This is a genomic window from Quadrisphaera setariae, assembly GCF_008041935.1.
GTDB lineage: Bacteria > Actinomycetota > Actinomycetes > Actinomycetales > Quadrisphaeraceae > Quadrisphaera > Quadrisphaera setariae.
This window is the reverse complement of the sequence record NZ_VKAC01000001.1, coordinates 512,387-525,265: the sequence shown is the minus strand read 5'-3', so window position 1 is coordinate 525,265 and position 12,879 is coordinate 512,387. Positions and strand designations below refer to the sequence as shown.

At 75.2% G+C, this 12,879-nt stretch carries 8 protein-coding genes; 3 read left to right on the top strand and 5 right to left on the bottom strand.

Annotation, left to right across the window (positions count from 1 at the left end; translation table 11 throughout):
- Window positions 1–63 precede the first annotated feature (63 nt).
- Complete coding sequence (locus FMM08_RS02300; RefSeq protein WP_147924673.1) at window positions 64–2,205, bottom strand: peptidoglycan recognition protein family protein; 2,142 nt, start codon at window positions 2,203–2,205, stop codon at window positions 64–66.
- 136 nt (window positions 2,206–2,341) lie between these two features.
- Window positions 2,342–4,345 carry a SpoIID/LytB domain-containing protein gene (locus tag FMM08_RS02295; protein ID WP_187279482.1) on the bottom strand — a complete coding sequence of 668 codons (2,004 nt, stop codon included), beginning with the start codon at window positions 4,343–4,345 and terminating at the stop codon, window positions 2,342–2,344.
- Between the two features lie 150 nt (window positions 4,346–4,495).
- Here FMM08_RS02295 and FMM08_RS02290 point away from each other — a divergent pair, with 150 nt between their 5' ends.
- Together FMM08_RS02290 and FMM08_RS02285 are read left to right on the top strand one after the other, a co-directional pair.
- Complete coding sequence (locus tag FMM08_RS02290) at window positions 4,496–5,038, top strand: phosphatase PAP2 family protein (RefSeq protein ID WP_187279481.1); 543 nt, start codon at window positions 4,496–4,498, stop codon at window positions 5,036–5,038.
- On the top strand, window positions 5,035–5,970 hold the full coding sequence (locus FMM08_RS02285) for a decaprenyl-phosphate phosphoribosyltransferase (protein ID WP_147924670.1): 936 nt from the start codon (window positions 5,035–5,037) through the stop codon (window positions 5,968–5,970). Before FMM08_RS02290 ends, FMM08_RS02285 begins: the two co-directional genes overlap by 4 nt.
- Before the next feature lie 4 nt (window positions 5,971–5,974).
- Here FMM08_RS02285 and FMM08_RS02280 read toward each other — a convergent pair whose 3' ends face one another.
- Together FMM08_RS02280 and FMM08_RS22800 are read right to left on the bottom strand one after the other, a co-directional pair.
- Window positions 5,975–7,180, bottom strand: a complete 1,206-nt coding sequence (locus FMM08_RS02280; protein WP_222710303.1) for a glycosyltransferase family 4 protein — start codon at window positions 7,178–7,180, stop codon at window positions 5,975–5,977.
- 9 nt (window positions 7,181–7,189) lie between these two features.
- The gene (locus tag FMM08_RS22800) at window positions 7,190–8,488 is read right to left on the bottom strand and encodes a hypothetical protein (RefSeq protein WP_187279480.1); all 1,299 of its coding nucleotides are present in this window, start codon (window positions 8,486–8,488) and stop codon (window positions 7,190–7,192) included.
- A gap of 145 nt (window positions 8,489–8,633) precedes the next feature.
- Here FMM08_RS22800 and FMM08_RS02275 point away from each other — a divergent pair, with 145 nt between their 5' ends.
- Window positions 8,634–11,975: an arabinosyltransferase domain-containing protein gene (locus tag FMM08_RS02275; protein WP_187279479.1), complete on the top strand. Its 3,342-nt coding sequence runs from the start codon at window positions 8,634–8,636 to the stop codon at window positions 11,973–11,975.
- A gap of 116 nt (window positions 11,976–12,091) precedes the next feature.
- On the opposite strand, the gene FMM08_RS02270 is transcribed toward FMM08_RS02275, so the two are convergent.
- Window positions 12,092–12,859, bottom strand: coding sequence for an ABC transporter ATP-binding protein (locus tag FMM08_RS02270; RefSeq protein WP_439653539.1), 768 nt, complete (start codon window positions 12,857–12,859; stop codon window positions 12,092–12,094).
- Window positions 12,860–12,879 lie beyond the last annotated feature (20 nt).

The following is a 12,879-nucleotide window of genomic DNA, read 5'->3' as shown; positions in this document are numbered from 1 at the left end:
GGACGACGACGAGAGGGCCCGCCCCCGCGCTGCGCGGGGACGGGCCCTCTCGGCCTCAGGGGGCTACGGCCAGGTGCGCCAGACGCCCACGCCGTCGCCGCGCCCGGGGCTGACCCCCGTGGCGGCGTCGCCGTCGCCGGCGCCCTCGCTGCCGCCGCCGGAGCCGCCGCCCGTGGCGGCGGACGCCGTCAGGCCGCTGACGTCCCACCGACCCACGACGGGCCTGTCGGTGGCGGCGCCGTAGCCGAACAGGGAGTCGGGCTGGCCGGGGGTGATGGAGTTCCGCAGCCACCACGTCCCCGCGGCGTACACGCCGATCGAGTCGCGGCCGTCGCCGTCCCAGTCGCCGACCACGGGGGTCGCCTGGGGCCAGCCGTAGCCGAACACCGCGCCGGCGCGTCCGGGCGTCGCGGTGCCGCGCAACCACCAGCTGTAGCCGTCGTAGACGCCGATGCCGGAACGACCAGCACCGTCCCAGTCGCCGACCACCGGGCGGGTGCCCTTGAAGCCGTAGACGAACTTGTGGTCCGGCGGGCCGGGTGTGGCGGTGTCGCGCAGCCACCAGGTGTAGGTGGTCGGGTCGTAGACGCCGATGCCGTCGGTGCCCTTCCCGGTCCAGTCGCCGCAGACGGGGAGCATGCTCGCCGAGCCGTAGCTGAAGGTCAGGTCGGCGTCGTCGTTGCCCGGGGTCTGCTTGATCGACCAGCGCCCGGCGTTGTAGACGGCGAGGCCGTCGGTGCCGTCGCCGTCCCAGTCGCACGACAGGGCCGTGCCCTTCTGCTCGCCGAAGTAGGCGGTGCCGTCCGGGGCGCCGGGCGTGGCGGTGGTGCGCAGGTCCCACTCCTTCTCGCTCATGAGCTGCGCGACCTTCGTGCGCAGCGCCGGGAGCTGGGAGTAGAGGTTGGCGCCGGGGCAGGCGGTGGCGCCCACGTCGCGGTGCCCGGAGATGGCGTTGAGCGTCACCGGGGTGCCCGCGGGGTAGCGGATGTTGGTGCCGCCGATGCCGGCGCTGTAGAGCACGGCCTTGCCGGTCGGGTCGGTCTGGCTGAGCGAGAACTTCCACGCGATGACCCGGGCGAGCGCGTCGAGGATCGCCGGGGTGGGCGCGGCGGTCTCGTAGTTGCCGAGCACCGAGACGCCGAAGCTGTTGCCGTTGAAGCCTCCGGCGTGGGCGCCGAGGACGGCCTTGTCCATGCCGCCGTAGCGGCCCTCGAAGACCTGGCCGTACTTGTCGACGAGGAAGTTGTAGCCGATGTCGCACCAGCCCTGGACCACCGTGTGCTGGTAGTAGATGCCGCGCACGATGGCCGCGGACTCCGCGGCGGTGTACGTGTTCGACCCGGCCGTGTGGTGGACGAAGGCCACCTTGGGGGTGCCGGTGTACGTGGGCGCGGAGCACTTCGCCAGGCGCAGCGACTCGTCGGCGCCCCACTGGGCGCGGGTGATGACGCCCGGCATGGCCGAGGCGGCCTGAGCGGACGCGGCCGGTGTGGCGGCGGCGGGCTGGGTGCCCACGGACGCCTTGGGGTCCACGAGGCTGGTGCGCACGTCGGACACGGCCGGCTCCCCGTCGGGGGTCTTCGCGTCGGACGGCACGGTGACGCGCACGTCCACGGCGTCGGCGCCGCCGGAGACCCACAGCGGGCTGGTGCTGCCCTTGTCGGCGGCCTGGGCGGCCTCCTTGGTGCCCGGGTCGGGCGAGGAGTCCTCCACCTCCAGGGCCTGCCAGCCCGACCAGCCGTCGTCGGTGCGCACGCGCACCTGCACGTCGACGTCGGCCTCGGGGTCGCCGTCCCACATGACGGAGACCAGGTTGAAGTCCTTGGTGCGGACCGGTCCGGTGGCCAGCTCCTCGGCTGGCTCCCCACCGGGCGCCGACGGCACGGCCTGGCGGCCGTCGGCGGCGAGGCCGTCCTTGGAGCCGCCCCCCGGCGGGGTGGCCGACGGCGTCGCCGACGAGCTCGCGGAGGGCTTCGAGGACGACGACGGCGGGGCCGTCGGCGTGCCGTCCACGGCCACGACCGGCACCTCGAGCACCTGGGAGGTGGGGGTGACGGGCTTCGGGGCCGCACCGGCGCTGACGACGGGCACGACGCCGGCTCCGGAGGCGAGCACGGCCAGGGCGCCGCAGCGCAGCGCCCAGCGGCCGCCCCACCACCCGGCCGTCCTGCTGGTCCGGCTGGTGGCGTGCGGGCGTGGTGTCACGGCTGCTGCTCCTCGCGCTCGGCCGCCACCCGCGGGCGGGCGGGGGCCGGGTCGTCTCGGTGGGCGGTTCGTGCGGGGTGGTCGACGACGTGGTCGGTCGGGTGGCTCAGCGCGCGGCGAGCCGGGGCGGCGGGCCTCACGCTGTCGGGCGGGTGATGCCGGCGCCGTCGCGGCCGTCCGTCCAGCGGCCGGCCACGGGGGCGTCTCCGGGCACCCCGTAGTCGAAGAGCCGCTGCGGGTCACCCGGTGACACGGTGTCACGAAGCATCCACCGACCGCCGGAGAACACGCCGATACCAGACAAGCCGCTCCCGGCCCAGTCACCGGTCACCGGCGTGGCGCCCTTCCACCCGTACTGGACCGTGGTGTCGGGACGACCGGGGGTGGCGGTGTTGCGGACCATCCAGGTGCCGGCGTAGTAGACGCCGATGGAGTCCTTGCCGTCGCCGTCCCAGTCGCCGACCACGGGCAGCGCCGCGGACCAGCCGTACTGGAACTTGGTGTCGGGGTTCCCCCCGGAGAAGGAGTTCCGCAGGTACCAGGTGCCGGTGCGGGTGTCGTACACGCCGACGCCGTCCTTGCCGTCACCGTCCCAGTCGCCGCAGACCGGCAGCATCCAGGAGGCGCCGTAGGAGATCGTCGCGTCAGGGGAGGCCACGGCGTTCGGGTCGGGCGTCGAGGCGTCGTCGCGCTTGGTCCACACCCCATTGCGGTACGTGGTCAGCCCGTCACGGCCGGAGCCGTCGAAGTCGCAGGCCAGGGTGGTGTCCTTGGGGCCGCCGAAGCGCGAGGTGAGGGCGGGGTCGCCGCCGTCGGGGGTGCCGCGCAGCATCCACGTCTGCGCGGACGGGCTCACCACGGAGAACCAGTCCGAGCGCAGGCCCAGGCGGCTGCGCACGTCGCTCCCGGTGGTGGTCACCGAGCCCGCGCTGCCGGTGACGACCACCTTGGTGGCGCGGCCGCCGTCGGCGCCGAGGCCGTTGCGGGCGGTCACCTGCATGCTGGAGAAGGCGCCGATCTGCGGCCACGCGCGGCTGATGCTCGGACCGTCGACCGTGACCTTCCAGTCGTGGTACGGCGAGCGGGTGTCGCCCTCGTCCTCCACGGCGGGGAAGGCACCGCCAGCGGTCCAGCCGCCGGTGGAGGCGCTGAACTCGGTGCGGACCACGGCGCCGCGGGAGTCCAGGCGGACCACCCCGGCGGTGCCGCGGATGGCGGTGTCGGTGCGGCGGTCCTCGCGGCCCGCGCCGCCGTACACCTGGCAGGCGGTGGTGTCGCAGGTCTGGGCGTAGCTGTAGCGGCCCTCGGAGCGCGCGTAGGAGCGGGCCGCCACCGCCTGCGCCTCCAGCGCCGCCATGCCGGCGCCGCCGGCAGCGTCGCCCCAGGCCGCGGGTGACTCCGCGGGGACCACGCCGCGCAGGTACTGCTCGATGGCCACGAAGTTGACCAGGCGGGAGGTCCCGGTGCTGTCGACGACGGGCCGGAAGCTGCCGCGGTAGGTGGAGCCGCTGTTGCAGACGGTGAACATCTTGGAGCGGTCGTCGCCGGGGTCGTTCGTCAGCCAGACGGCCGGGCTGGGGCCGACGTCCACCGGCCCGGTCGCGGGCGTCGCGCTCGGGCTGGCGGCCGCGGCGCAGCCGCCGGGCACCGTGGTGAGCGCCCAGGTGCCGCCGGTGCGGGTGAAGCGCGCGGCAGTGCCCGCGGGGACGGAGGTGCCCTCGACGTTGTAGTCGCCGCCGGAGGCGAGGGTGATGGTGGAGGCGCCGTCCAGGGCCAGGAGGCGGACGGAGACCTCGTCGTTGCGGATGGAGCCGGCGGTGGTGCCGCCGTAGTACCTGTCGAGGATCCGCGCGGAGGACCAGCCCTTGTCCACGGCGTAGCCGTAGGAGCCCCACTGGCTCAGGCCGCGCCCGTGGCCGAAGCCGTGCCCGGTGAGCGTCAGCTGGCTCGTGTCGGCGCGCGCGTCGTCCCCCTGGGAGAGCTGCACCCCGCCGGCGCCGGCGGCCACCACGGCCAGCAGCGCGGCCGGCTTGTGCCACCACCGCCCGCGCCGGTGGCGCGCAGCCCCGTCAGCCTTGCGCTCGGCGGAGCGGCGGGCGTGGCGGGCAGCGGGCTGGGCGTCGCGGTCGTGGTGGTGCACACGTATCACCTCGGCAGGTCCGGGGGCAGCCTTGACCGCCCGGCCGAGCAGCCAGGCGTCACGGAGGCCACACGACCGGACGAACCGGGCGGGTCGGGCCACCGGCCGGTCGGGGGACCGGGCTCGACTCAACGGGTACTGTCCCAGGACGTGACGTCCCGCGATGGCCTTTCACTGAGAGGCGCAGAGACCTCCCTGCTCGTGGCCCTGCAGCGCCGGACGGAGCAGCCGGGCGTCGTCGCGGCCGCCACGCAGCTGGGGCGGTTCGGCGACCACGCGGCCGGGTGGCTGGTCATCGGCGCCGCCGGATGGCTGCTGGACGCGCCCCGCCGCCCGCAGTGGTCGTGCGCGCTGGTGTCCGTGCTCGGCGCGCACGCGGCCACCGTCGTCCTCAAGCGGGTGGTGCGGCGCCTGCGCCCCGGCACCGACGGCTCCTCGGGCGACGCCGCGGTCCAGGTGCGCTCCACCTCGCCCTCGCGCCTGAGCTTCCCGTCCTCCCACGCGGCCTCGACGACGGCGGCGGCGCTGGCCTACGGCCGGCTGCTGCGCCTGCCGCTGGCCCCCGTCCTCGTCCCCGCGCAGGGGGTGTCGCGGGTGCTGCTGGGCCTGCACTTCCCCACCGACGTGCTGGTCGGCGCGCTGACGGGTGTCATCACCGACCGCCTGGTCGCGGCGAAGGGCGGCCAGCGGTGAGCTCCGGGGTCGACACGCCCGTGCGCCGCACCCCGACCGGGGCCGCGCTCGGCGTGCTGCGCACCATGCGCCCGCGCCAGTGGGTCAAGAACGTCCTGGTGGGGGCGGCGCCGCTGTCGGCAGGGCTTCTCTTCCACGTCGACGTCGTGGTCACCACGGCGCTGGCGTTCGTGAGCTTCTGCCTGGCCGCCTCGGCCGTGTACCTGCTCAACGACACCCTCGACGTCGAGGCCGACCGCGCCCACCCCACCAAGCGGAACCGCCCCATCGCAGCCGGAGTGGTGCCTGTGCCGGCCGCCGGCGCGACGGCCGTGCTGCTGGCGGTGGCCTCCCTGGCGGTGGCCTGGGCGGCCTCCTGGCAGCTCACCGTGCTCATGACCGTGTACCTCGTGGTGCAGGTCGGGTACTGCGTGCGCCTCAAGCACGAGCCCGTCCTCGACATCGCCATCGTCGCCTCGGGGTTCCTGCTGCGCGCCATCGCCGGCGGCGTGGCCAGCGGCATCCCCCTGTCGCAGTGGTTCCTGCTCGTCACGGCGTTCGGCTCGCTGTTCATGGTGGCCGGCAAGCGGTACAGCGAGATGAAGCTCGCCGAGGCCGCCGGCGGCACCACGCGGGCGTCGCTGCTGCGGTACTCCCAGAGCTACCTGCGGTTCGTGTGGAGCCTGGCGGCCAGCGTCATGGTCACCGCCTACGCGCTGTGGGCGTTCGAGATCCGCGAGGGGGACTCCGCCACGGTCTCGGCCGGCGGCTCGACGTGGTCGGCCATCTCCATCGTGCCGTTCGTGCTGGCGGTGCTGCGGTACGCGGTCGACGTGGACGGCGGCCGCGCGGGCGCCCCGGAGGACATCGCCCTGCGCGACCGGGTGCTCCAGGTCGTGGCGCTGGCGTGGGTCGCGAGCTTCGCCCTGGGCGTGTACCTCCCCCTGGCGTGACCCGTCAGCGCCGGGCGGCGTCCCGGGCGGCGTCGAAGACGCGCTCGTAGGAGTCGACGGTGAGCTCCACGCCGTAGTGCTGGCGCGCGCGCTCCGCCAGGGCGGGCCTGTCGATGGTCCCCGCGACGTGCTGGTCGCGCAGCTGCTCCAGGCCGCGCGTGATGGCGGCGGCGTCCTTCGGGGCCACGATGACGCCCTCCCCCACCCGCTGCACCGGCACGCGCACGCCCGGGAGGTCGGAGGCCAGCGCCGGGACGCCCAGCATCATCGCCTCCACCTGCACGATGCCGAACGCCTCGAAGGCGTTGACCGACGGCAGCGCGAACGCGTCGATCGAGGCGTACAGGTCGGGCAGGGCGTCGTCGGGGACGAACCCGAGCACGCGGATCCTGTCGTCGCCGCCGATGGCGTCGCGGACGGCGTCGATGACGCTGCCGCCGGCGATCTTGGCGAAGTCGCCGGCGATGATGAGGCGGGCGTCGTCGTCGTCCAGGGCCCGGAAGCCCTCCACGAGCCACGGCACGCCCTTCTCCTCCACGATCCGGCCGAGGAAGCCCACGTGGAAGCCGGTCCCGTCGCGGAAGCGGGGGGCGCCGCCGGACCGGTCGTGGCAGGCGGCGGGGATGCCCTCCACCTTGCCGCGCATGGACGCGAACAGGCGGCTGTGCTCGGCGTAGTCGAGGGAGGTGGTGCACACCGTGGTGGCGAGGCGCATCGCCACCCGCGAGGAGGCGTCGACGACGACCTTCTGCACCTCACCGGCGACGCCGGGCGGCAGGTCGACGTCGCACTGGTAGGTCAGGACCACGGGCGCGCCCGCCCCGCGGGCGGCGGCGGCGAGCACGCCGGCCTCGAGCAGCGGCAGGTGGAGGTTGACCACCCCGGCACCCTTGGACGCGGCGGCCAGCCACACCGGCAGCGCGGGGGCGATGGTGCCCTTGCCGAGGCGGGCGACGACCGGCGCGCGCAGCACCCGGACGCCGTTGACCCACTCCTCGACCGGGAGCGCGTCGTCGTGGCGGGTGGTCACCACCGTCACGGAGCGGCCGCGGCGCACGAGGCCCTCGGCGACGTCGCGGGCGGCGTTGGTCAGGCCGGAGACGTACGGCGTGTAGTAGGTGAGCCCCATGACGACGTCCGGCGGCCTCTGACCACGGCGTCCGGCGGCTGCGGGCGGCAGGAGCAGTGGGAGGCGGGGCGAACGAGGCACTGGTGAACGCTAGCGGCTGCCGCTGGTGGCGCCCTGCGGGCTCTGCACCAGGACGAGCACCGAGAGCAGCCAGGCCGCTGCCGACCCCGCGGTGAACCCGCCGGCCACGCCCCAGGAGGCGCCGACGCCCAGACCGAGCTGGACCACCGCGATCCACGCCGCCGCCACGACCAGGCCCGCCACCCAGCAGGTGAGCACGGCGCGCTCCTTGCCGATGGCCACCAGCGCCTGCGTCCCCACGACGAGGCCGGCGTGGACGAGGCAGCCGCCCACCATGAGCGCCATGAGCCCGGCGGGCACCTCGTACTTGCCCTTGGTGAAGAGCTCCATGGCCAGTCCCGACAGCAGCGCACCCGCCACCGCGCCCACCGCGGCCACCACCACGACGGCTGCGGAGAACTGCGCCATCCGCACCCGCAGCTCGTGGAGGCGCCCCTCGGCCACCATCCGCGTGAGCGGGGGCACGAGCACCGCCTGGGCGGGGACGACGACGAAGAGCGGGGCCCTGGCCAGCGTGAACGCCGCGCCGTACGCCGCGAGCACGGCCTCGCTGCCCTCGAGGCCGACCGCGATCGGTCCGGCGTTGAGCAGGAGCTGCCCGGCCACGCTGGCGCCGAGCAGCGTCAGCACCGCCCGCGTCATGGTCCGCGAGGAGGGCGCGGCGCCGGGGCCGCGGTGCTCGCGGGCCAGGCCCAGGTCGCCGAAGTCGTGCAGCTCCTCCGCCGGGCCGGCACGCCTGCCGCCGCGCCGGACCACCAGCAGGAGGGCGGCGTGGGCCACCAGCGCGCTGGAGACCACGAAGACCGCGAAGAGCCAGCCCGGCGGGCGGAACACCACCACGGTGGTGGCCAGGGCGGCGAGGCCGCGCAGCCCGGCGTCGGCGGCCAGGGCCCCGGCGTAGGCGCCCAACCGGCTCCGGCCCAGGGCCAGGCCCCGGGCCGCGTACTGCAGCGCGCTGACGGCGGCCAGCGCCACGAGGGCCGTGACCACCCAGGCGCGGGTGGCGGCGTCCCGGCCCAGGAGCGGGGAGGCGAGCAGCACCCCGGCGACGGCGACGACGACGAGCACGAGCGCGGGCCGCACCACGGCGGCCCCTCGCAGCCGGCCCTCGGTGGCCGCCCGCGAGACCACCTGCTCCAGCGGCAGGAAGACGCCGAAGCTGACGATGAGCGCGCCGTACCAGAAGAGGTTGAAGGCGGCAGCCTGGTCCGGGGTGGTCGACCCGCGGAAGACGGCGGCGTTCAGCAGGAGGGTGAAGACGGCGGCGGCGCCGGTGGCCACCGCCACGCCGAGGAAGCCGCCGCGCACGAGCGGCCACACTACGGGCCGCGGCCCTCCCCGCACCGGGCCGCGCCCGGACCTCGCCTGGACCGCACGCCCGGGAACTCCCGTTACGGTGGCGCGGGAGAGCAGAGCACCGAGCGCCCGTGCGGCGCCGGAGACCGGTGGGAGCGTGGCACAGGCAGTGGGGGGTCCCGAGCGTCCGGAGGCACCGGGGTCCGCTGGTGGACCACCGCCCGACCAGCCGCCCGCCGCGCCGTCCGGCTCCGGGGCCTCCGCGGCGCCTCCGCCCGCGCCGGCCGGACGCCGCCTCGACCTGCTGCTGCCGCTCCTGTCGGTGCTGGGCCTGCTCGCGCTGGTGTGCGCCGCGGCCCTGCCGCTGGCGCCCGTGCGGCACGAGCGGCCCGTGGTCTCCTGGCCGCAGGACCCCTCCGCCCCGGTGAGCAGCAGCCTGGTGCTGGCGGCGCAGACGCCGTCGGCCCTGCGCCTCACCGCGAACTGCGCCGCCGTGCGCGCCGCGGGCTCCAGCGCCGACGGCGTGCTGTTCTCCACGCAGCGCCCCGACGTGGCCCTGGCCCGGCAGGAGGCGCTGCTGTGGCAGGTGCGCGACGGGCGGGCGGTGCTCACGGTCAAGGGGGAGCAGGCCGCCGACGTCGCCGTCCCCGCCACCGGTGACTGCGAGCTGGTGACCGAGCTGCGCGACGACACCACCACGGCCACCCTGGACGGCCAGCAGGTCGGGGAGCCGGTCCGCGGCCAGCCGCGGCTCGACTCGCTGGTGACCAGCGTCACCGGGGCCACCGCCGGCACGGGGCAGCAGCTGCAGGTGCGGGTGGCCGTGGACGACGAGTTCGCCAGCTCCCCCACGCCGCTCAAGCTCGCGCTGGTGTGGACGCTCGTGGCCAGCGGCCTGCTGCTCCTGCTCGGGGTGTGGCTGCTCGACCGCCGCGCGCACCCCGTCCGCGCCGGCCCGGCCACCGGTCCAGCCGCCTCCCCCGGCGCTGCGGCGGCGCTGCAGGCGGCCGCCCTGCCCCGCTGGCGCTCGACGCTGCGACCGGTGACCGCGCACGTCGTCGTCGTGGTGGGCCTGGCGGTGTGGACGGCCCTCGCGCCGATGACCGACGACGACGGCTACTACGCCGCGATGGCCCGCAACGTGCCGCACAGCGGCTTCGTGGGGCAGTACTACCAGCTGTACGACCAGTCGTTCGTGCCGCTGACCTGGCCCTGGTACGCGCTGTCGTGGTGGGAGCAGCTGGGGGACGGGGCGCTGTTCCTGCGCGTCCCCGGGTTCCTCTTCTGCGTGGCCACCTGGTTCGCGCTGCGCCGGGCGCTCGACCTCGTGCTGCCGCTGGTGCCCGCCTGGCGCCGCGGCGGCGCGGCGGCGGCGGACGGGCGCGCGGGCTCGCGGCACCGGTCGGTGTGGCTGCTCGCCCTCGTGTACGCGGCCGCCTGCTCGCCCTACGTCATGGGCGTGCGCCCGGAGGGCGTGGTCGCGGCCCTGTCGGCGTGGACCCTCGTGGGGGTTCTCACGGCGCTGCGGACCCGTCGGCTGCTGCCGCTGGCGCTGGCCGTGGTGCTGGCGGCGTTCTCCTGCGCGGCGCACCCCACGGGCCTCGTGGCCGTGGCGCCCCTGGTGGCGTACCTGCCGCGGCTGTGGACGCTGGTCAGCACCGGCACGCGGACCTGGGGCGAGAGGACGGCGACGGCGGTCCGCGCGCTGGCCGTCATCGCGCCGGGGGCGATGGCGAGCGCGGGGGGCTTCGCCGACGGCACGCTCTTCGACTACCGCGAGGGTCGCAAGATCTTCACGTCGATCGAGGAGCCGCTGCGCTGGACCGACGAGTACGTCCGGTACAGCTTCCTGCTCAACCCGGGCATCCCCATGGGCGCCTACGCCAAGCGCACCACCGTGCTGGTGGGGCTGCTGGCGGTGCTGGTCTCCCTCCTGCTCGTCGCGGCGGCGCGGCGGCGCGGCGCCCCCACCACCGGTGCGGGTGCCCCCACCGCCGTCCTCCCCGCGGAGATGGCGGCCCTGGGCCTGACGGGCCTGCTCGCCTACCTCGCGCTGTGGATCACGCCCAGCAAGTGGACCCACCACTTCGGGAGCCTGTCCGGCCTGCTCCCCCTGCTCGTGGTGGTGCTCGTCCTCGTGGGACCGGCCGCCGCCGCACGGCTGTGGCCCCGCACGGCCCTGGCGCCGCGCCTCGGGCTCGTCGCGGGCGTCGTCGCCGTCGCCGCGCTGTCCTTCCGCGGCCCCAACCTGTGGCCGTACAGCTGGCAGCTCGGCATGCCGTTCCAGGGCGACGAGCTGGTGGGGCGGGGGCCGCTCTCCTCGCCGGCGCTGTGGGTGCTGGTGGCGGTGGTGGCGGTGCTGGTCGCGCGCGCCGTGCTGAGGCGTCGCAGCCGCTCCGGTGGGGACGACAGCCGGCCGGACGCCCTGGTGGTGGGGGCCGCGACCACCGCCGTCGTCGCCCTCGGGCTGACCACCGCCGTGCTCGGCGGCACCTTCGCGGCCTCCGTCTACGGCACCTGGAACACCTGGTCCGCGGCCCAGGCGCGCGTGAAGGACCCGTTCGGCACGCGCTGCGACGCGGCGTCGGCCATCCAGGTGGCCGACCCGGCCCGGTCTCGGGCCCTGGAGGCGCTCCCGGGCGCCGAGGGCCGCGGGCAGGTGGAGGGCTTCGCGTCCCAGGGCGGCTGGTGGAACGGCGACCCGCTGCCGGGGACGCCGGGCCAGGGCGCCTTCCCGCAGGTGTGGGGCAGCCTCACCGGCGCCGGTGACGACAACACCGGCTCGCTCACCACCGGCTGGTACCAGCTCCGGGACGGATCGACGCGGAGCGACGAGTACGTCACCACGGTCGTGGCGGGCCGCCTCGACCTCGGCAACTCCCTCGAGGTGGAGTACGGGCGCCGCGCCGCCGACGGCTCGGTGGAGGTGGTGCGCACCCGCGAGGTCGACGACAGCATCGACTCCCCCGAGTGGCGCTCGGTGCTCCTGCTGCGCCCCGGTCAGGACCCGCGCGACGGGGCCGACCTGGTGCGCCTCGTGGCCCGTGACGCGTCGGGCGGCACGGGCGGCTGGCTCGCCGTCTCGGCGCCGGTCGCGCAGCCCGCGGTGCTGCTGGAGGACTGGATCCCCCGCGACGCGGTGGTAATCACGTCCTGGCAGTTCACGTACCTCTTCGGCTGCCAGCAGCAGCCGGCCATCAGCGACGGCGTCGTGGAGCGCCCCACGTACACGGTGCTGTGGGGTGGTGACCCGCTGGAGGGCACCAACGACTCCATCTGGCAGTACGGGCGCGGCGGCATCGCCGCGCCCCTGCCGGACGCGGCGACGCTGTTCGAGCCGGTCAGCGAGTTCGCGTACCCGGAGCTGCGGCAGGCGGTGCCGCGCTGGGGCCAGGTGGCGCAGCTGGTGTACCCGTACGCAGCTGACGCTTACGACATGACCCTCGAACCGGAGACCGCCCCGGGCTGGGAGGGCCCCTCGGTCCCGTCCCTGGGCTGACGCTCCCGCTCGTCGTCGTTCTCGCACTTGCCGCGGAAAGTGCGCTACCCGCCCCTGTCCTTTCCGCACTTGCCGCGGAAAGTGCGGAAAGGACGGCGGCGGGAGGAGGGGGTGGGTCAGAGGGAGCGCAGGTGCGCGACCGCGTCGGCGGCGCTGCCGTCGAAGACCTGGTTGCCGCGCTGCAGCACGATGCCGCGCGAGCACAGCTCGGAGACCATGTTGAGGTCGTGGGAGACGACGACGAGCGTGCGGCCCTCGTCCTTGAGCTCGCGGATGCGGTCCAGGCACTTGCGCTGGAACGGCTCGTCACCGACCGACAGGATCTCGTCGATGAGGAAGATCTCCGGATCGGTGTGCACCGCCACGGAGAACGCCAGGCGCAGGAACATGCCCGAGGAGTAGTGCTTGACCTCGGTGTCGATGAACCTCTCGATCTCGCTGAACGCGACGATCTCGTCGAACCGGGCGCGGATGGAGGCCTCGTCCATGCCGAGGATCGCGCCGTTGAGGTAGACGTTCTCGCGGCCGGTGAGGTCGGGGTGGAACCCGGCACCCACCTCGATGAGGCCGGCGATCCGCCCGCGCAGCCGCACGGAGCCCGACGTCGGGTGCATGACGCCGGAGATGAGCTTGAGCAGCGTCGACTTGCCGGAGCCGTTGTGGCCCAGCAGCGCGACGGTCTCGCCGGAGTCGACCTGGAGCGAGACGCCGTCCAGCGCCATGAACGTGTTGCCGAGGTCCTTGCCGCGGACCATCGCCATCGCCAGCTCCTTGAGGGAGCGGTTGTGCCGCAGCACGAACTGCATGCGGACGTCGTCGACGACGATGCGGGCGTTCGGCCCCGCGGCGCGCGGAGCGCTGCTGGTGGTGCTCATCGAGGTCATCGTGCCCTCACGGGGGTCTC